We start from the raw sequence: 20309 nt of genomic DNA, 5'->3' as shown, positions 1-20309 counted from the left end.
GCGGGTGTAGTTTAGTGGTAAAACCTCAGCCTTCCAAGCTGATGTTGTGAGTTCGATTCTCATCACCCGCTCCAATTAAGGGCCTATAGCTCAGCTGGTTAGAGCGCACGCCTGATAAGCGTGAGGTCGATGGTTCGAGTCCATTTAGGCCCATACATAGTAAAAAGAGTGATTGCTAATACTAGTAATCGCTCTTTTTTTATTTATAGAAAAGTGACAATAACCTTATTCTAGGATTTTCTAGCATGAGTGGTTACAATAAGAATTGAGGCCAGTGTTTTTTATAAGTGACCATAAACGATGAAAAGTCGTGGAAGCGGTAACTAATAAGGGCTATAAGTGACCGAAAACGATGGAAAATAGTGGAGACGGTAACTAATAGGCGTTATAAGTGACCGAAAGCGATGGAAAATCGTGAAAGTGGTAACTATTAGACTACAAGTGCAACCGTGTTGGAAACATCTGTATTATATAACCGAGTGAGAAAGGAGGTCCATGATGAGTTTTAATCAAGCAGCCATTGAAACCATGAAAAAACGACAATCAATCAGGACATTTGATACTCAAAACATAACAGATTCTCATTTGAAAATAATTAACGATTACATAAATAATCAAGACAACTTAATAGGACCATTTGGAAGTAAAGGGTGTATTAAGCTGATTCAGGTAACCAATAATGTAAGCGATAAAGGCATAAAGTTAGGAACATATGGATTTATTAAAAATCCACAAGCATATTTAGTTGGAGTAACAGAAAATAATAAATACTCACTTGTAGAGTTTGCTTACATCTTTCAAAAACTAGTTATCTTGTTAACTGAATTAGGAATCGGTACTTGCTGGATGGGTGGTACATTCAACCGAAATTCGTTTGAACAGGAAATTCAGCTTGGGAAAGAAGAATTCATCCCCTGTATAACACCAATCGGCTACCCGAATCAAAAACAACGGGTTTTTGATAAGGCACTCCGATACGTTGTAAAAGCTGATAATAAAAAGCCATGGGATAAGCTATTTTTTGATTCAACTTTCGATATTCCATTGGATAAACAAAAAGCGGGATTACTTGAAGTACCAATCGAGATGGTTAGACTTGGACCATCTGCATCAAATAAACAGCCATGGAGACTTGTATTAACTCCTAATCGAAAGGTTTGTCATTTTTACATTGAGCATACACCGAATTATAGTTCAAAATTAGGATATGATATGCAGCTTTTGGATTTGGGAATTGCCATGAGTCAATTTGAATCAGCCTGTAAGGAATTAGATATTGAAGGACGTTGGAGAGTTGAAAAACCAGACTTGCCTCTTCCGAATGAGCAAACGGAGTATATTACCAGTTGGGAAACTCTTTTAAATTAGGCTGTGTTAAAGCTGAATGTTGATTTTACTGTGTTTGGAAAATAAGCGGAGAATTTCCGCTTAAATTGGGAAATACCCATATTTCCTTCATAATAAGCGGAGTTTTTCCGCTTATGGTATCCAAATCATTGGATTTTGTCTTATTTAAAGCAGTTAACCGGAATATTTCCGCTTATATCAGCTTCTTAAGGTTCCTTTATATACATTAGCCGGAAATTCTCCGCCTATGAATGATTAACCTTACACGAAAATCAACAATGAATCATAACACAGCCTTAAATTTAGAAATGGAGTAAGTAGAAATGCCTGTTATCGAGCATAAACAGTTAATAAAGGCGCCAATTGAGGTTTGTTTTAATCTAGCCAGAGATGTCAATGTTCATACTCAAACTACCTTGAAAACAAAGGAAAGGGCTGTTGGGGGTGTAACAGAGGGGCTGTTAGAGGAAGGTGACAGTGTAATTTGGGAAGCTGTGCACTTTGGTATCAAACAAAGGTTAACCGCAAGGGTAATTTTTATGGAAAAGCCTCAAAGTTTTGTGGATGTAATGGTAAAGGGAGCATTCAAGTCCTTCATCCATATCCATCAGTTTATTGATGAAGAAGAGGGGACTACAATGATTGATCATTTTCAATATAAGTCACCTTTTGGCTTTTTAGGTGTAATTGCTGATAAATTGTTCTTGGAGAAGTATATGAGAAGATTTATCGCTTCGCGTGCATTAGAATTAAAAAGAATAGCTGAAAAAAATCAATAAAAAAACTAATCAAACGTTTGATTAAATCGGGAGATAAACTAATTAAACGTTTGATTAAATGATTTGCGGGCTTGGTATAAAAGGATTTTCTGAGTTTTAAAGCTACTAATCAAACGTTTAATTAAATACCTGATATCTAGATCTTCGACTGTTCCACTGTTCTTTTTTCCATATCCATAGCTGATACAATATATGCAAACCCATTCATCAAAAAGTAAATAACATTGGATTGTGCCCGTTCCGTTTCTCCTAAATAAGTATTTAAGATAATAACGACTGAGAATAAAACTACAAAGAATAGAGCGATTCTATTAAAGACTTCCATTCAAACAACTCCTTTTTTAGGATACTTATTTTATCATATTTATTTAGTGTTAAACTTATGCAGTACATGTGGCATTTGGAAAATAAGTTTAAAATAGCTAAATATTTGAATCATCTATTTTAGGCTGGAAAAATGGTAATTCTCAATTGCCTCTCTAAGCCTCCTGACCCCTTCTTCAATTTTCTCTAGAGGCAGGCTCCCGTATCCGAGCACCATTTTATTACCATGTATATTCTTAACTAGTGAGTAATGATCAACCGAATATACCTGCACCCCATAATGTTGAATCCATTCGATTAAGGATTGATGTATGTTGACCCGAGGGATTTCTACAACTAAATGCATCCCGGCTGCATGTCCTAAAATGACACAGTCCGGAAATTGCTTCTTTAAACTTTTTACCAGTGCCTCACGTCTTTGTTTATAGATTCGTTTCATTTTACGAATATGGCGATCAAAATGACCTTCTATCATAAATTTGGTTAGGATTAATTGCTCGAGAGAAGAATGATGCCGGTCGGTGTACCACTTCATCTTTTTAAAAGGCTCAATGAGTTCCTGCGGTAAAATAACATAACCAATTCGTAAGCCGGGGGATAGAATTTTACTAAAGGTTCCAACATAGATCACTTTGCCCGGATCAAGTCCCTGAACCGAATGGACAGGGGTACCTTCATAGGTAAACTCACTATCATAATCATCCTCGACAATATAGCAGTTATGCTTCCGTGCATATTCAATTAACTGAATCCGCCTTTGAATCGTTAAGGTAACACCCATCGGAAACTGATGAGAGGGTAGAACGAAAATGAAGGCAGGCGGGTTCTCCTGTGATAACCTATCAGGATTTATCCCCTTTTCATCTACGGGAATTGGGCAGAGACTGGCTCCAGCGTATGAAAAAATCGTTCGCATTTCGTCTGTCACTGGATCCTCAACTGCAACGAATTTATTATTTTTAATTAAAAGCTCTGTAATTAAAGACAGGGCTTGTGTTGCCCCCGATGTAATCATCACTTGATGTGGCTCACTAACGACTCCCCTAGTCCTATAAATATAACGTGAAATTTCTTCCCGTAAAGCAGGCAGCCCTTCAGCTGACTGATATCCGAAAATCGTATCGGGAGAGTCATAACATATATCCTTTGCAAGTCGTCCCCAAATCTTTCGGGGAAAATGATCCATCGCTGGAGTTGCAGCCTTAAAATCAATCATATCTTGATGGTCCATCGTAAACAGTTCGCTTTGTTTTACTTGTAAATGTGGCTTATTTTTCAAAAAAAGCGATCCTGGAGCTACAAAACTGCCTGACTTTGGGCGAACGATTAAATAGCCCTCAGCCCCCAATTGATCATAGACCTCTAAAACAATATTTCTAGATATTCCAAGTGAGTTGGCCAGCTCCCGTGTAGAAGGAAGCTTCTCGTCCGTTTTCAAATCACCATTTAAAATGTATTGCCTCAGTTGTTCATATACCTGCTGTGTTAAGGTTTTGCTATTCGTACGATCCACTTGAAACCACATGGCTGCACCTCCGACTTATTTCAAAACTGGTACTATAAAGATTCCTTGTTGTTGGCTCTGTGTAGTACCAGTATAACATGCTATCTTGGAAGTAATGATTAGGAGGCGATTTTTATGAAAACAATCGGATTAATTGGCGGCTTAAGCTGGGAATCAACAACTGTTTATTACAATTATATAAATCGATATATTCAAGAGCAGTTAGGCGGCCTTCATTCGGCCAAATGCTTAATCTATTCATTCAACTTCGAAGAAATTGCAAAGCTGCAAAGAGAGGGCGAATGGAAATTAGCCACAAATAAGATGATAGAAGCCGCAAAGGTATTAGAAAATGGCGGGGCTGATCTCATTGCCATTTGTACAAATACGATGCACCTGATGGCAGACGAAGTACAGGATGCTGTTAATGTGCCGCTAATTCATATCGTCGATTGTGTGGTTGAGGAAATTAAAAAGAAGAATTTATCAAAGGTAGGATTATTAGGGACCAGATTTACAATGGAACAGCCGTTTTATAAAGAACTATTGATTAACAATAATATCGAGGTTCTTATCCCAGAAGAAGAAGACAGAAAAGTCGTTCATGATGTCATTTTTGGGGAGCTATGTAAAGGAATCAATGAACCAGCATCGAAAGAAGCTTATTTGAATATCATCAACAAATTAGTAGAACGCGGGGCAGAGGGCGTCATCCTCGGATGTACCGAAATACCTTTATTGATTCAGCAAAATGATACATCCATTCCCTTATTTGACACGACATTCATCCATGCTAATAAAGTGGCTCAAAAAGCACTGAATGAGTAAGGGGTAGGGAGAAGCGACTCTGTTTGGGCATGCTCCCGAGAACAATAAAGAAACTCGCCAATTTTTGTGTGGCGAGTTTTACTTTTTATGTACCAATAAAGAAGTCAAAACGACTGGCGTTCGCGGCCGTTTGCTCCTATACCATTGCTGGCAAAATAGGAAAATTAGCAAGATCTCCACGATGTCCCCGCCATAATACATAACCATTCCCCCGGCTTCTGCCTGTTCAATAGGTACGCCAGCTGGCGGATGGGCATAGATATATTTTGATAGAATTCCGTGAGCTGCAAAGGATAGGATGAGAATAATGGTTCGGAAAGTATAGCTATACCGATGTGGTGTCGGGTCAATATAGATAATAGAAATTGTATAAAGATATCCGGCTAAAAAAACGTGTAAATGAACCACTGCATGTAAAAGTACATTTTGCTGCATCAATAAGTACAGCTCTGTAGTATAGAGAACCCATAGCCCGCCAATATTGAGAAGGGCGGTGGCTACAGGATTACTATAAATACTGACTGGCCAGCTCTTCAATATTTGGGCAAGATTTCTAGCACGAGTCACACTAAGTGATCTTAAAAGAAGAGTCATAGGAGCAGCCAAGGATATAAGAAGTGGAGCAAGCATTCCAAGGAATAGATGACCAACCATATGAGCCATGAAGTTTTCATGAGCGAGATTAGCAATGGGACCCATTAGAGCAACCGATGCTGAAAGAACTCCCAAAATCCAATATAAGTATCGAAAGAAAGGCCAACGTTTATGCCGGCGGTTTGAGACTAATGCAAGTAGAATATAAAACAAAACTACCAGAACAAAAGGGAGAGCCAGTAGAAGTTCGAAAGATGACCCACTGGCGTGATGGACATGGTTATTTTCCATTTATGCAGACCCTGCTATCACTTTCGATTCCCGTCCTGTTCGAAAAATAAGAATCAAACCAGCAATCATCATTAAGGCAGCAATGATATTCCATACCCAGTCATATGGGGCAATCTCCACATTATACCGAATCTGATGGATTCGCATTAATTTGTGTTGGATGGTTCCATCGTATAATTGAAACGCACCCCCTCCAAATAGAAAACCTCCAAACCATCTTTTTGGCCACCAGGCATCTCTTCGCCGTAAATCCGAGACAAGAAATGCCCCCGTAATTGTTGAGAACCAACTAAAGGCATGAAAGAGTCCATCCGAAACGAGACCAATATCAGGTGTAGACTTGTCATAGAAATGGTGCCAATGTAAAATCTGGTGGAAAACTGCCTCATCAATAAAAGCAACAAAACCAAGGCCAAGTAAACAGCCCGATAATAGATTACGTCCTAAATAATTCAATCGTGCGTCATGACTCGTTGTCATTGAATTCTCTCCCTATTCCACTTTTTTCCTATCCAATAGTGTTTCCTGTCTGAATTAAATCCAAACAGTAATAGGGAAACAAATGAGAAATGTATCAGTATATTTAGGATAAAGCTTTGTTAAATTTGATTGTTGATTATTAGTATAATGTGGTCGATGAAAGACAAATCAGGAGAGTTCCCAACGAGATTAGTCCTTCATAAGCATGATGAAAGACAAATCAGGAGAGCTCCCAATGAGATTAGTCCTTCATAAGGATTTCCGTAAGAAAAATCAACATCTGTCTTTAACAGAGCTTAAGAAAAAAAGAGAGCCTGCCCCACTAAATAGGGACAGGCAAATTTGTTTTTACATTAAACCAAAGTCTTAGCAGGCAGGACCTTTTGGAGTACACTCTTTTCTTCATCATTTAAAGGAACCATTGGCAGGCGGACACCACCCACTTGGACACCTTGCATATTTAGTGCGGCTTTTACTGGTGTTGGATTTGGTGCCGCAAATAAAGCTTTCATGATAGGAAGAAGTCTCTGATGTGAAATTGCAGCTTCCTGCACGCGTCCATTTTTGAATTGGTTGATCATTTCCTGCATTTCATTCCCAATAATATGCGAGGCAACAGATACAACTCCAGCACCGCCTATGGATAGAACAGGTATAGTTAATCCATCATCACCGCTGTACAAGGTAAAATCATCTGAAGTCCGGCTAATCATTTCCGCCATGGCATCTAGATTTCCGCTGGCTTCTTTTATCGCTACGATATTACTAATTTCTGAGAGTCGGACAACAGTCTCTACAGACATGTTTACGACACTGCGCCCCGGGATATTATAAAGCATTACCGGTAGGGAAGTGGTTTCGGCAATCGCTTTAAAGTGCTGAAACAGTCCTTCTTGTGAAGGCTTATTATAATATGGTGTAACGAGCATAATTCCATCCACGCCAGCCTCTTCAGCCAGTTTTGTTAAACTGATAGAAGCTCTAGTATTATTGGAGCCAGTTCCAGCAATGACAGGCACTCTGCCGGCTGAAACCTCGACAACGAATTTAAATAAAGCTATTTTTTCTTCTGTTGTTAATGTCGGGGATTCTCCCGTGGTTCCGGCAACCACTAATCCATCTGTACCATTCTCAATTAAGTAATTTACTAGTGTTCGAGCTGCGTTAAAATCAACCTCACCATGCTGATCAAATGGCGTTACCATCGCTGTTAACACTTGGCCAAAATTCATCATATTCACCCTTTTTATCATTTTTTTTGAAAAATTAGAGGTGGCTTTAGGTCAGTCAAAAGTTAACGCAAAAAAGCAGCAGCGAAGGCTCGCTACTGCAGTAGAAACATAATAAAAAAAACGTTCCTTTGCGTAAGATAGCCCTCCATATAGTCTCCTATATGACAGTTCTGTATTTCTTCAATAGCAGAACCAGCGGTCTAGAAAAATGAGATTCCATCCGCTTCGGCAAATTCCCCTTTCCACAATCGTCTTAGGACCTCATCATCCTCAAACTGCGTACTAATGGTCATTGCGCCTCTATCCTCACTTCAAAAGGTAATGAAGTAAGAAAATATTTAATTATAAATAAATATAACAGACAATCCAATACTGTTCAAGAGGTTTGTTTTTTTTTATAGGCTGTGTTAAACTAGGCTGTTGATTTACGCTCCAGGCGCTATGCTTTCCGCGTATAGTCACGGTGACAGGCACCGCCCGTGGACACTGTCCACCTCAGGCGGACAGTTATTTTAACTTTTTAATGAAGACTACTTTTAGGTAGTCGGATTCTGGATAATGTTTGTTGGTTCTGAAGTCTTCAGGAAGTGAGAATTCTTCCATTAGTTTATAGCGTTTATTGGATTCCTTAAAGGCGGTATCGATGAATCCTTTAAATTTGTCCATATTAAAGGAGCTGGCATTGGTTGACGCGAGGATTATTCCGTTATCCTCGGTGATCGAAATGGCTTCTTTTAATAGATTTTTATAATCCTTTTCGGCGCTGAAGACAAACTTCTTTGATCTTGCAAAGCTTGGAGGATCAAGGATCACGACATCAAACAGCAGCTCCTTTTTCACTGCATATTTGAAGTATTTGAATACATCCTCGACGATGATATCCTGAGTTTCCGCAGCAATTCCATTCACATTAAATTGCTCAATCGTTTTACTTTTGCTTCGATTCGCGAGGTCAATACTGGTTGTTTTTGCCGCACCGCCTAAAGCGGCATACACTGAAAACACGCCGGTGTAGGAGAACGTATTTAATACCCGTTTCCCTTTTGAATAGACATCTCGTAATTTTTTTCTAACCTCGATTTGATCTAAGAAAACACCGACCATGGCACTTTCATTCAAATAAACCGCTATATTGACGCCATTTTCTTTCACGATGAGGGGGAATTCTCCTCGTTCGCCAGCGACGAAGTCATCTTCTTCAATGTACTTACCACTTTCATCAAACCGCTTTTTCTGATAAATGGCTTTATACTCCACCAAATTCTTCAATGAATCTATGATAAACTCCCGAAAGTGAAAGATGCCTTTACTGTACCAGGTAATGACGTAATACCCATCGAAGTAATCAATCGTTAAACCGCCAATTCCATCGCCTTCGCCGTTAAATACTCGAAATGCCGTTGTTTCAGAGCTCTGAAAAAAATGCTCTCTTCTATCAAAGGCAGCCTTTAGCGTCTTTTCAAAAAAACGATGATCAAATTGTTCCTTCTCAATGTTGCTGAGCACCCAGCCGAGACCTTTATTTTGTTTCCCATAATAGCCTTTGGCAATAAAGTGGTTCTGTTCATCAACAAGGTTTATGGTGCAGCCTTCTTGATCTAAAGCAGTAGGATTTATAATAGTGTCTTTTGTAATGAGAGGGTAGCCATTTTTATATTTAGTAACGAACTTTGATTTCACCTTTAACCTGACTTCTATTTTCATGTTTTCATCCTATCTCTTGTATTTATCATTATTAGCATTGTAAACAAACTTTTATAAAATCAATCACAATTTATCAATCATAACACTCTTTACTATTAGTAGCGCGTATTTCAAGATAGCGGAACACGAAAAAAATATCCAGCGGCATCTGGATCTTGGAATGCAATTCTACTTAGTGGGTATCCACTGTTAAAGATGAATCGTCAGGTCTCTTACCATTTTGTAAATCTGCAAGTGTTAATCCAAAATTCATTTGTAAATGGGGATAATCTTTAAATTGAGGCCAGTCACCGCCCCATTCAAAACCAAGAGCTTTTGCTATTTCCACGACCTCGTCCCAATCTGATTTCCCATTCTGATTCCCGTCGTATTGCATATCCCAAATGACATTTTCTGAAGGGGTTTTTATGGCAAAGTCGATGGCAAGCCCAAAATTATGAAAGGATTCTCCGCCCCTAGCATGCGTTACGATATTTCCTTCCGCTGTCCGGCCTTGTTCAAATAGTCGATCCTGATCCTCCGCACTGCGAAAGTCATCCGTAATTAAGACCACAATCCCTTTTGCGGCAGATTGCTGGATTAATTGATTGCTCCGTTCCTTCACGATGGGATGGAGTTTGGTCGGTAAATCTGCAGAGTCCATCGTTAATCTATTAAGCAAGTTAAAACCTAAAGGATTTTTCATAATGAAATAAAGGATAAAAACAATAAATAATGTGAGAAATAGTTTCCCTCGCCCGTTAAGTTTCAAAATTGCATTTCCTTTCTTACCTAAAAATCTTTTCAACATCTAAGACGATAAAAATGGACCCATTGTTTCAATTTTTTGATTTCCATATATTTCAACCATACATAAAAAAAGACCCAGGTAAACTGGATCTTTACAAAGTTAGTATTCAATTTAAGCTTCTACTGAGGCAACTTTAACGGTCCAGTTAAATGGATCTTCTTTTTTCCCAAGTTGAATTCCTATCATTTCATTATAAATATCCTGAGATAACTGACCGATATTATTGTTATTGATAATGATAGATTGATCATTCCAAGTCAGTTCACCAACAGGCGAAATAACTGCAGCTGTTCCTGCTCCAAAGACTTCCTCAAGTTCACCGCGCTTATGTGCAGCAAATACCTCTTCAATGGAAATTTTCTCTTCGCGTACTGGAACATTCCAATATTTTAACAATTGAATCACTGAATCACGCGTAACACCCGGTAAAATGCTGCCATTTAATCTCGGAGTTACCACTTCACCATTGATTTTGAAGAAGATGTTCATACTGCCGACCTCTTCCACATATTTATTCTCTTTCGCATCGAGCCAAAGAATTTGGGCATAGCCGCCTGCATCTGCCTTTTCTTGCGCTTTCAAGCTGGCTGCATAGTTGCCTGCTGTTTTAACATGGCCAACGCCTCCAATTACCGCACGGACGAATTGCTCTTCCACGTATATTTTAACGGGACTCAATTGGCTGCCATAATAAGCACCAGAAGGGGAGAGGATGACTAACAATTTATATTGCTTCGCTGGACGGACACCGAGATACGCCTCCGTTGAAAAAATAAACGGACGAATATAAAGCGAAGTTCCTTCACCACTAGGAACCCAATCCTTTTCGGTAATAATTAATTGTTTAATTCCTTCTAATAAGAAGTCCTCATCAATTTGGGGAATGCACAGCCTATCGCAAGAATCATTGAAACGCTTCATATTCTTCTCCGGACGGAATAATTGGATGGACCCATCCTTAGTCTTATATGCTTTCATACCTTCAAAGATTGCTTGTCCATAGTGAAAAACCATTGCTGAAGGATCCAGCGTTACCGGCTCGTAAGGAGTAATTCTCGGATCGAACCAGCCTAAGTCACTATGATAGTCCATGGCAAACATGTAATCACTGAAATACTTGCCGAAACCAAGTGAAGCGGGATCTGGCTTTGGTTTTAATTGTTCTCTTGGAATAAATGAAATCTCCTGTTTCATGCTCACACCTCATTCTTATTTATAAGTTCAGTTTTTAAACTCTATATTACTTTAAAAATTATCTTTTTGGAATAGTAAAAATTCTTTTCTATACTATACCACTATTTTAATTAAATCAGGGTAATTTTGATTCAGATTTGTCAAAGTGGTGACATTTATGTTTGTCAGACCGAAAAAACTTTGTCATATATGACAAATATAACTGGTGAAAAAGTACTCATTTTTGTAATCTTAACCTCATTACAATACTACTATTTCACTTCCATTATACAGATTAAGTGAATTTTAAGAAGGTAGAGGATAATATGAAACAGCCTAAAATTGCATGGATTACAGATACGACTTCTTCTCTTAGCAAAGAGTTTATTAAGCAGCATAACATACATGTTATTCCCCTGCATGTTGTCATTAATGATAAATTTTATAAAGAAACAATCGATATTACCGAAGAAGACTTTTATAATCGAATGAAGAATGAGGAAGGAAAATTCCAATCATCCCAGCCAAATATCGGTGACATCGTTGAACTTTATGAAAAGTTAAAAGAAGAATATGACTTTGGAATAGCCATACATGCATCTAGTACATTAACCGGCACCTATCAAACCTCTGTTATGGCAGCGGAAATGGCTGGATTCAAATTATTTGCGATTGATTCCCATACGGGTTCATATCCTTTATCGTTCCTTGCGAAAAGAGGGGTAGAACTAGTTGAAAAGGGACTCGACATTGACGAGGTTGTTTCACAATTAAATTCTTTACGCGGGCACACTCGATTATTCTTGGTCCCATCAAACCTCGATCAGCTTCACAAAAGCGGCAGAGTGTCTGGAAGCCAAAAAATATTAGCCTCGCTCTTTAATATTAAGCCGATTTTATCAATTGAGGATGGAGCCGCCAAGATTAAAGACAAAGTCCGGACGGAAAAGAAGGCTCTTGCTTGGATGGTAAATCATTTAAAGGATGACCTTCTTTCAAAAAAGGTTCAGAAAGTGGCCATTGTCCATGCGAATGACGGTGAAAGGGCTGCTAGTCTTGAAAAATTAGTAAATGAAACATTTCCAAATATAGAAACAGAGAAATTAATGCTCATCACCGTTGCTGGTGTTCATACGGGTGTTGGAACTCTTGGACTATCATGGGTTACCGAATAATTTGTAAAATAAGCAGATAAAGGGCCGCTTGAATGAATCAAACGGCCTTTTTAGAATTTCTTCAATTAGGATATAACAACTATTCATCTTCTGTATATGCTTCGGTTGTCGTGTCTCTACAATCCCAGCACTCGCAACGATTCCTCTCCATAATACATAATTCCTCTCCACAAGAAATGCAGACATCCATAAGAAGAAACTCCCCTTTCCAGTGAAAATGTATATTTATACTATTTTTATTCAACGATGTTGATAAATATGTCACCTTATGCTCGACAAAACATTTAGCCTATTGGAGAAAAGCACTGTTCCATATAGTTTAATTGTAGAAATTAATTCATTAGATATGATTAAAAACGTTGTGATATACTAAACATCATTATATATTGGCTTCAACAGGAGGATTACCCGAGAATGACAAGAGAAGGGACTTTTACTGGTGTCGATGGAGCAGAATTATTTTATCGAATGATCGAACCTTCAACGGCTCCAAAAGCAACAGTTATTATCGTCCATGGGCACGGAGACCATAGCGGCGGTCTACACAACATTAGTTATAACCTGGTTCAAGAAGGATATATCGTTTATACATTTGATTTGCGCGGTCATGGAAAAAGCTCGGGGAAACGAGGATTTATAAAGAGTTGGGATGAATATCGCGGCGACTTACACAAGTTTCGAAAGTTAGTTTCGAAAAAGCAGCCCGGACTGCCTTTATATATTATCGGACATAGTATGGGCGGGGTTATTGCCCTTGATTATGCTATAGATTTTAGTTCTGGTATCTCAGGGATCATTGCAATTGCTCCTGCCATCTCTTATGAAGTGACCAGATTTGAGCGGTTAGGTATAACCTTAATGGGTAAATTGAAGCCTGACCTCAGCATCAATAAGTCGAAAAACTTTCAATTAATGAAGAAGAATTCAGCGATGACAGCTAAATTTTATTCAGATTCTTTACGGCACAATACCATTACACCTGGTTTAGGACGCGGGCTGATCCAAGGGGTATCAAGGGTATTAGATCAAGCACATTTGATAACGATGCCGTTTTTGTTACAGTACGGACTTCGTGATAAAATAACACCGCCAACAAAGCTTGGTACCTTTTTTAAGCAAGTTTCATCAAAGGATAAACAGCTATTTGAATACCCTGCAGCTAAGCATCGACCCTTTGATGGAGCAGGTAAAGAGCAGTTTCTAAAAGATATGGTTACATGGCTGGACCAACAGGTGGAGAAAGTTCAAAAAAATAAAGTCCAGGCAGTTTAACTATAGCAAAAACGGTATCTTCGGACAGAAGAAAGCAAAATTCCGTCAGTCCTGTCCGAAGATGAGGTATCTTCGGATATTAGAAGGGAAAATTCCGTCAGTTCTGTCCGAAGCCGAGGCATCTTCGGACAAAAGAAGGCAAAATTACATTAGTCGTGTCCGAAGTCAAAGCTACTTCGGACACGAGAAGGCAAGATTATTTTAGTTCTGTCCGAAGCCGAGGCATCTTCGGACAAAAGAAGGGAAAATTCCGTCAGTCCTGTCCGAAGTCGAGGCATCTTCGGACACACGAAGGCAAAATTCCGTCAGTCTTGTCCGAAGTCAAAGCTACTTCGGACAGAAAATGGAAAAGTTGCCTTAGTCCTGGCCAAAGTCAGGAAGCCTTCTTATAAATAAATTTTCCAACACGGTCTAACTTCTGTGAAAATCTACCTAATAAACTTTATCACCATTAAAAATAGAATTCTTCACGATGACGTAATCTACAAACTTGATGGCTTCCAGCTTGTTTCCACCAGCGTATGAAATAGAGGATTGTAAATCCTGTTCCATTTCAATGAGAGTATCAATCAAAGCACCTTTATGTTCCACTAACATTTTCTTGCCCTCTACATTTTTCCTTTCCCCTTTTTGATATTCCGAGGCTGAGCCGAAGTATTCTTTATAGAGCTTCCCATCTCTCTCAATCGTTTTCCCAGGGGATTCTTCATGTCCAGCAAATAAGGAACCAATCATCACCATACAGGCTCCAAATCGGATCGATTTCGCAATATCCCCATGGGTACGAATCCCGCCGTCCGCAATGATTGGCTTACTTGCTGCTTTTGCACACCAGCGAAGAGCTGCTAACTGCCAGCCGCCGGTTCCAAATCCCGTCTTAATCTTCGTGATACATACTTTTCCTGGTCCAATCCCAACCTTTGTCGCGTCAGCGCCAGCTCGCTCTAATTCTCGAACAGCCTCTGGAGTTCCAACATTTCCAGCAATCACAAAACTTTGTGGCAAGTTTTGTTTAATATGCTGAATCATTTTAATCACGGCATTAGAGTGACCGTGTGCGATATCAATCGTAATGTATTCCGGGGTAATCTGCTCGTCTGCTACTTGTTCAATGAATCGATATTCTTCCTCTTTGACACCAACACTAATAGAGGCAAATAACCCACGTGATTTCATATCTTTAATAAAATTTAGCCGCCTCTCTGGTTCAAAGCGATGCATGATATAAAAATAACCATTTTCCGCTAAGTAGACAGCAATCTGTTCATCAATAATGGTCTGCATATTGGCAGGCACGACAGGCAGCTTAAATGTTCTGCCGCCAAAAGACACGGTAGTATCACATTCAGTACGACTATTCACTACACTTTTTGCGGGAATTAATTGAATATCTTCATAATCAAACACACTATCCATAAGGATCCTCCTCAAACAAAATCTCAATGGTTTAGTGTGTTTGTAATGGTTTCTTTTTATTCTTTTTTTAAAGATTCCTCCTAATCTCTACATAAAAAAAGGGGATAAAGGTAATTGTAAACATGAACTCATTTTAGGAGGAATCATATGAACAAATTTAAGATTCTATTCACCTGCTTATGCATCTCTGTATTAGTTGCTGGGTGTAATATGAAGGAAGAAGGAAGAGAAACAGATGAGCACGGCGAAATCAATAACCGCAATGCGGGTGCTTTAAATATTGGAAATGGTTTAGGTAATCCCAATTTAAACTTAAATAATATGAATAATACTTCCAACAATGTTAATAAAACAGGCTTACGGGTAGTAGATGAAGCTGAAGAGAATGTTGAGAACTTACATGAAGTTAAAAGTGCGAATATCATTGCTGCAAACCGTAATGCTTATGTTGCGGTTGTTATGGCTGATGACTTTCATGGCGAGCTTTATCCTTACATCGAAGATCAAATTGCACAACAAGTAAGGGCTGCAGACACATCTATTCGTAATGTATATATTTCAAGCAATCGTGACTTCGTCAGACAGATGAGCCAATATAGGGACCAAATACAAAATGGAAGAAATGCAGAAGGGATGAATGGCGGATTTAATCAAATGGTGCGCAGTGTCTTTAATAATCACGAGAGGTTTAACAATGATTAATCGGGACTTTTGAATAATAATTACCTAGAATTCCAAAAAGGCTTACTAACTTTATTGTAAAAGGTTCCGTTTTCAGGTGCTTTCTTAATAAATGACACAAGAATTGACGTATGAATTTGCATACGTCTTTTTCGTATCAACTTAAGAAATATAAAAAGTAGAAGAAGGTGTATTATGGCGAAAAATAGTTATCTGTCATTCACCATCATATCTGTAAGCATGGCATTATTTCTAATGTCATCCTGTAGTCAGTTACAAAGAAAAGAGGAATCCAATAAGAATAAAACTCCACGTGAAGTTTTAGGTTTCTACACAGAGCAGGAGGGAACGTATCCAGGGTCGCAACCTACAGTGAACTCGCAATTCGCCAATTTGAGCATTATTGCACCCTTTTGGTATAAGCTTGATGATAAACGACCAGGCAGTCTTATAGCTTCCGTTACAGCAGACCATAAAAGGCAGGTGATTCAGAGTGCTCATAAAAAACACCTGAAGGTATATATGCTTGTACATAATCTATTTTATGAAACCGTGGAGAAGGGCAAGCAGGTAGCGAGTAATGTCCTCGATAACGATGCAAACCGCAATGTTTTCATTCAGAACTTACGCAATGAAATAAATCAGTTTAATTATGACGGAATTAATATTGACATGGAAAATTTGTATTTGACTGACCGAGATTCCTTTAGTCTGCTGATAAAAAATTTGTCTGATGCACTAAATCGTGATGGAAAAGTAGTTACGGTTTCAGTCCCGGCTAACACAGGTGATTCCCGTGCTAATCCCTGGTCACCATGGTTTGATTATGAAAAGCTTGGTCAATATTCAGATCGGTTAATGATTATGACATATGATGAGCACAACCCAAGAACAGCACCTGGGTCAACGGCATCAGTCAATTGGACAGAAGCAACGATTCGTTATGCTCTGAAACATGGAGTACCATCATCCAAAATTTTACTCGGTATCGCTGGTTATGGATGGGACTGGGATACAACAACAAACAAAGCCTCGTATAGCTCCTATGCACAGTTAATGAATCAGAAAACTAAATATAATGCTAAGGATATATGGGACTGCCGTTCGCAAACACCTCATTTCAATTACATAGATAAAGAACAACATAGCCACCAGGCATGGTTTGAGAATAGCTATAGTCTGCGGTTTAAGCTAGATCTTGTAGAAAAATATAACTTACGAGGAATCGGGATTTGGCGGCTTGGCTTAGAAGACCCTATGTACTGGAAGACTATACCTGAGAAAATAAAAGTTAAAAAGTGATGGAGTGATCCTCTAAATTCTGTTGGGATGGCTCCGGCGATCGCTTTTTTCTTCTTGCACTAACTAAACGTAAATTGAATAAAGAATGTCGTTGCCTGTCCCATACAAAGACCCTTTAATCAATGTAGAAATCTTAGTGATGGTTTCACAACAAACGCTCAGAATTAGCTTCTGAGCGTTTGTTTCCTTGAATCCAAAACATTTGCGGTTAAAAGTGGATTTAATTTAAAAATAAAATACCATCGAGTGAATATTGTCCTGCACCCGTAAATGCTACACCAATTGCTACTACTAATACAGCAAGACAGTATTCAAATCCACCCTTTGTAATCCAGTAACCATTTGGTCCGTGAACTTTAAAAATCCCTACTACCATTGTTCCAGCAATCACAATGCCTGCAAGAGGGGTAAGTAACCCTAACGCAAACATAGCTCCACCTATTAATTCCGATAGCCCAGCGAGTAACGCCATTGTTACCCCTGGTCTTATTCCTAATTTTTCAAAATGCTTCCCAGTTACTTTTAAACCACCGCCGCCACCAAAGCCGAATAACTTTTGGGCTCCGTGAGCTATGAATGACAATCCAATTACTAAGCGTATTAACAATAAACCTAGCCCTATCATCTTTTTTCTCCTTTAATTATCTTTATTTAATTTGTTCGTTGATGAGCTAATCAAATTCACTCAACTAGTTTCGAATTTACCCTCCTGATAATCCCGATAAGCCTGTCGTATTTCTTCTTCTGAATTCATTACGAAAGGTCCATATGCTACAACAGGTTCTCTTAGAGGTTCACCTGCAAAAAGAACAAGTCGTAATTTTTCGTTTGCAGAAATGCGAATACTGCTCCTAAACCCATCATTTGCGGAACCTAGCCACATTGCTTGCCCTTTTTTTGCCTCAACTTTATTTTCACCAAATGTTCCACTTCCTTCTAATACATAAATATAGCCATTATAGGTACCAGGAAGGTCTTGACTAATGGATGCTCCTTCTTCCAACACCATTTCTACAAACGTGACAGGTGCGTAATTCAGGGTATTCGATACAATATCTCCAGACGAACCTGAATATACTCGAATTAAGGCACCGTCTTCTTGATGAACAGGCATATCTTTTGCGTGCATATTTTGATAACGGGGTTTTACCATTTTATATTTACGAGGTAGATTAACCCAAAGCTGAAGAAGATGAACTGTTTCACCGTCAAGAGGTGACTCATTATGGATCACTCCTCTACCAGCAGTCATAAATTGAAGGTCCCCTTTTTCTAGGATTCCACCTGCCCCCGTAGCATTGTCATAATGATTAAGCCTTCCGTCAATGATAAATGTTAAGGTCTCTATACCACGATGAGGATGCTCACTAAATGCTCCTTTTTGAAATTTATCTTCCATTAGTAATAAGAACGGGTCATAATCTACCCAGTTGCCAGGTGCAAGGATAGGACTTGCGGTATGAATATTGCTTATTTTTTGTTCGGTTACTGTCCATACTTTTTTAATTTCACGACGTTTAATATTTTCGGTATTCATATTAATTGCCCCCTTTTCATACTCATAATAAACCATTAAAATCAATTATATAAGTATGCACTTTGAAGATATATAGTATGTGAAAAGATACTATTGGAGGTAAAGATGAAAATAAAACCTGAATTTTGTAAAGTACACGATGCTCTTTCCATCTTGGTTGGGAAATGGAAGCCTATCATCTTATTGTATCTAATGTCGGAAGGCACAATGAGATATGGAGAATTAAAAAAAGCACTTGTAGGTATTACCCCCAAAATGCTAACAAATCAATTACGAGAACTAGAGGAGGAGGGGCTCATAAGTCGAGAGGTATATCGTGAAGTCCCACCTAAAGTGGAATATTCTATAACTGAGTATGGAATGACATTGAAGCCGATTTTAGATTCAATGCACGAATGGAGTATGGAACATAAAAAGAGAAAATTTAAAAATACTTTAGATTAACATTTCCTTCCTTGTGATAAGGAAGACATAAATATATTTTCTGAATTTTGTTCTTCAACAAATGATGCAGTAAAATAAGCTTTAGGTATATAAAAAGGGCAAAACCCGCCAATTATGGAGAGTTTTGCCTTTTTTATATACCATTAACGATGTCAAAACGACTACCATTTTGGCACTTGTTTTTAGAAAAGCACCTCAAAACGGAATCATTTAACTTTATTGTAATAAGCCCTTTTCAATTTCAATTTAATATAGGATGAATCATTCTTCAACTGTATTCGAAGTGAATGTTTAATAAAACATAAAAAATGAGAAGGAGATTTGAAAACAAAAGTCGTACATAATGGTAAAAGTGATAAGGAGACACATGACCCTTAAAAAATTTAAATATAGAAAAAAGCAGGTGCATAATGAGTATTGTTTTAGCATTATTGGCAGCTTTATTTGCTTCCTTTACAGCAATCTTAGCAAAAGTTGGCATTGAAAATGTAAATTCAAACCTAGCAACAGCCATTCGAACAATTGTCGTATTAATCATGGCATTTTTGATTGTGATCATAACCGGACAACTAGACAGTATACCTCAGATTTCTACCAGCGCATTATGGTTTATTCTATTTTCTGGATTAGCAACGGGGTTTTCTTGGTTGTTTTTCTTTAAAGCGCTGGCCATTGGCGATGTTTCCAAAGTGGTACCGATAGATAAATCCAGTGTAGTACTCACCATTATTTTCTCCATTCTAGTATTAGGGGAGCCTGCGGAACCTCATGTGTTAACTGGAGGAGCGATTATCGCGATAGGAACGTTTATTTTGATTGGAAAAAACGAAGAAAAGAAACGGTTTTCAGGATCCCAACGATATATAGTGTACGCCATTATAGCAGCCGTATTTGCGGCCTTAACGTCCATATTAGCAAAAATCGGTATGGAAGATGTCGATTCCAATGTGGCGACTTTTCTACGAACCATTGTAATCCTTATATTTGCATGGGCCATTGTATTTTTCCAAGGCACTCACAAGAAATTGAAAAGCATTTCGAAAAAAGGGTACCTTTTTCTAGTACTGTCTGGAGTGGCTACTGGTTTATCATGGTTATGTTATTTTGCAGCAATCGCGATGGGCAAAGTATCCATTGTCGCCCCTATTGATAAATTTAGTGTGGTTCTCACAATGGTATTAAGTTTTACTATTTTAAAAGAAAAAGCGGCTAAACACACGATCATCGGTGGTATTGTCATAACGGCAGGGACGATATTACTGATTTTATGACCATAAGGTGGTAACTTCTATTGGGAGATGACTGAAAAGTCAGAAGAAAGAGTGGTCAGTCATCGAGGTTATAGCGAACAGTGCCAGACACCATAGCCATCAAGCGAATTTTTCGACAATAGCGGGAATTTTGTCTACTCTTGTGATTCCTAATTCGCTGCTAAA

At 38.5% G+C, this 20309-nt stretch carries 20 protein-coding genes, 2 tRNA genes and 1 riboswitch; of the genes, 11 read left to right on the top strand and 11 right to left on the bottom strand.

Annotation, left to right across the window (positions count from 1 at the left end; translation table 11 throughout):
* The 4 genes from MLOOGBEN_RS28455 (at position 1) to MLOOGBEN_RS28440 (ending at position 2126) form a co-directional block, all read left to right on the top strand.
* Positions 1–74: transfer RNA gene (locus MLOOGBEN_RS28455), tRNA-Gly, on the top strand.
* Between the two features lie 5 nt (positions 75–79).
* Positions 80–153 (top strand) — tRNA-Ile (locus MLOOGBEN_RS28450).
* A gap of 345 nt (positions 154–498) precedes the next feature.
* Positions 499–1368, top strand: coding sequence for a nitroreductase family protein (locus MLOOGBEN_RS28445; protein WP_179161610.1), 870 nt, complete (start codon positions 499–501; stop codon positions 1366–1368).
* Positions 1369–1670: 302 nt separating this feature from the next.
* Entirely contained in the window at positions 1671–2126 is a 456-nt protein-coding gene (locus MLOOGBEN_RS28440; protein ID WP_179161609.1) for an SRPBCC family protein, read from the top strand.
* A gap of 136 nt (positions 2127–2262) precedes the next feature.
* Here the strand turns inward: MLOOGBEN_RS28440 and MLOOGBEN_RS28435 are convergent, their stop codons facing one another.
* Positions 2263–2451 (bottom strand): hypothetical protein, encoded by a 189-nt coding sequence (locus tag MLOOGBEN_RS28435; protein ID WP_179161608.1) that lies wholly within the window; start codon positions 2449–2451, stop codon positions 2263–2265.
* 114 nt (positions 2452–2565) lie between these two features.
* A complete protein-coding gene (gene pdxR, locus MLOOGBEN_RS28430) occupies positions 2566–3975 on the bottom strand; it encodes a MocR-like pyridoxine biosynthesis transcription factor PdxR (RefSeq protein WP_179161607.1) in 1410 nt (469 codons plus the stop codon).
* A gap of 114 nt (positions 3976–4089) precedes the next feature.
* Between pdxR and MLOOGBEN_RS28425 the strand changes: the two genes are divergently transcribed.
* A complete protein-coding gene (locus MLOOGBEN_RS28425) occupies positions 4090–4782 on the top strand; it encodes an aspartate/glutamate racemase family protein (protein ID WP_179161606.1) in 693 nt (230 codons plus the stop codon).
* 78 nt (positions 4783–4860) lie between these two features.
* Here the strand turns inward: MLOOGBEN_RS28425 and MLOOGBEN_RS28420 are convergent, their stop codons facing one another.
* The 6 genes from MLOOGBEN_RS28420 to MLOOGBEN_RS28395 all read right to left on the bottom strand — a co-directional run bounded on the left by MLOOGBEN_RS28420 (position 4861) and on the right by MLOOGBEN_RS28395 (position 11067).
* Positions 4861–5667: a cytochrome c oxidase assembly protein gene (locus MLOOGBEN_RS28420; protein ID WP_179161605.1), complete on the bottom strand. Its 807-nt coding sequence runs from the start codon at positions 5665–5667 to the stop codon at positions 4861–4863.
* Entirely contained in the window at positions 5668–6147 is a 480-nt protein-coding gene (locus MLOOGBEN_RS28415) for a DUF2243 domain-containing protein (protein WP_179161604.1), read from the bottom strand.
* A 353-nt stretch (positions 6148–6500) separates the two neighbouring features.
* Positions 6501–7379 carry a 4-hydroxy-tetrahydrodipicolinate synthase gene (gene dapA, locus MLOOGBEN_RS28410; RefSeq protein WP_179161603.1) on the bottom strand — a complete coding sequence of 293 codons (879 nt, stop codon included), beginning with the start codon at positions 7377–7379 and terminating at the stop codon, positions 6501–6503.
* Positions 7380–7509: 130 nt separating this feature from the next.
* Positions 7510–7690, bottom strand: a riboswitch (Lysine riboswitch).
* Between the two features lie 196 nt (positions 7691–7886).
* Entirely contained in the window at positions 7887–9083 is a 1197-nt protein-coding gene (locus MLOOGBEN_RS28405; protein WP_179161602.1) for a class I SAM-dependent rRNA methyltransferase, read from the bottom strand.
* 172 nt (positions 9084–9255) lie between these two features.
* The gene (locus MLOOGBEN_RS28400) at positions 9256–9768 is read right to left on the bottom strand and encodes a M15 family metallopeptidase (RefSeq protein WP_179161611.1); all 513 of its coding nucleotides are present in this window, start codon (positions 9766–9768) and stop codon (positions 9256–9258) included.
* Between the two features lie 216 nt (positions 9769–9984).
* Positions 9985–11067 (bottom strand): branched-chain amino acid aminotransferase, encoded by a 1083-nt coding sequence (locus MLOOGBEN_RS28395; RefSeq protein ID WP_179161601.1) that lies wholly within the window; start codon positions 11065–11067, stop codon positions 9985–9987.
* A 305-nt stretch (positions 11068–11372) separates the two neighbouring features.
* Between MLOOGBEN_RS28395 and MLOOGBEN_RS28390 the strand changes: the two genes are divergently transcribed.
* A complete protein-coding gene (locus tag MLOOGBEN_RS28390) occupies positions 11373–12221 on the top strand; it encodes a DegV family protein (RefSeq protein WP_179161600.1) in 849 nt (282 codons plus the stop codon).
* Between the two features lie 414 nt (positions 12222–12635).
* On the top strand, positions 12636–13493 hold the full coding sequence (locus MLOOGBEN_RS28385) for an alpha/beta hydrolase (protein ID WP_179161599.1): 858 nt from the start codon (positions 12636–12638) through the stop codon (positions 13491–13493).
* A 432-nt stretch (positions 13494–13925) separates the two neighbouring features.
* On the opposite strand, the gene guaC is transcribed toward MLOOGBEN_RS28385, so the two are convergent.
* Positions 13926–14909, bottom strand: coding sequence for a GMP reductase (gene guaC, locus MLOOGBEN_RS28380; protein WP_179161598.1), 984 nt, complete (start codon positions 14907–14909; stop codon positions 13926–13928).
* A gap of 147 nt (positions 14910–15056) precedes the next feature.
* On the opposite strand from guaC, the gene MLOOGBEN_RS28375 reads away from it, so the two are divergent.
* Together MLOOGBEN_RS28375 and MLOOGBEN_RS28370 are read left to right on the top strand one after the other, a co-directional pair.
* Entirely contained in the window at positions 15057–15611 is a 555-nt protein-coding gene (locus MLOOGBEN_RS28375; protein WP_179161597.1) for a YhcN/YlaJ family sporulation lipoprotein, read from the top strand.
* A gap of 174 nt (positions 15612–15785) precedes the next feature.
* Positions 15786–16892 carry a glycosyl hydrolase family 18 protein gene (locus MLOOGBEN_RS28370; protein ID WP_179161596.1) on the top strand — a complete coding sequence of 369 codons (1107 nt, stop codon included), beginning with the start codon at positions 15786–15788 and terminating at the stop codon, positions 16890–16892.
* 220 nt (positions 16893–17112) lie between these two features.
* On the opposite strand, the gene MLOOGBEN_RS28365 is transcribed toward MLOOGBEN_RS28370, so the two are convergent.
* Both MLOOGBEN_RS28365 and MLOOGBEN_RS28360 read right to left on the bottom strand, forming a co-directional pair.
* Positions 17113–17517, bottom strand: a complete 405-nt coding sequence (locus MLOOGBEN_RS28365; RefSeq protein ID WP_179161595.1) for a DoxX family protein — start codon at positions 17515–17517, stop codon at positions 17113–17115.
* A gap of 60 nt (positions 17518–17577) precedes the next feature.
* Positions 17578–18429 carry a pirin family protein gene (locus tag MLOOGBEN_RS28360; protein WP_179161594.1) on the bottom strand — a complete coding sequence of 284 codons (852 nt, stop codon included), beginning with the start codon at positions 18427–18429 and terminating at the stop codon, positions 17578–17580.
* Between the two features lie 105 nt (positions 18430–18534).
* Between MLOOGBEN_RS28360 and MLOOGBEN_RS28355 the strand changes: the two genes are divergently transcribed.
* The gene (locus MLOOGBEN_RS28355) at positions 18535–18873 is read left to right on the top strand and encodes a winged helix-turn-helix transcriptional regulator (protein ID WP_133370143.1); all 339 of its coding nucleotides are present in this window, start codon (positions 18535–18537) and stop codon (positions 18871–18873) included.
* Positions 18874–19283: 410 nt separating this feature from the next.
* Complete coding sequence (locus MLOOGBEN_RS28350; protein WP_179161593.1) at positions 19284–20144, top strand: EamA family transporter; 861 nt, start codon at positions 19284–19286, stop codon at positions 20142–20144.
* Positions 20145–20309: the final 165 nt, after the last annotated feature.

It is taken from the genome of Bacillus sp. EB106-08-02-XG196, assembly GCF_013396335.1.
Lineage (GTDB): Bacteria > Bacillota > Bacilli > Bacillales > Cytobacillaceae > Neobacillus.
This window is presented reverse-complemented; position numbering and strand designations above follow the sequence as displayed.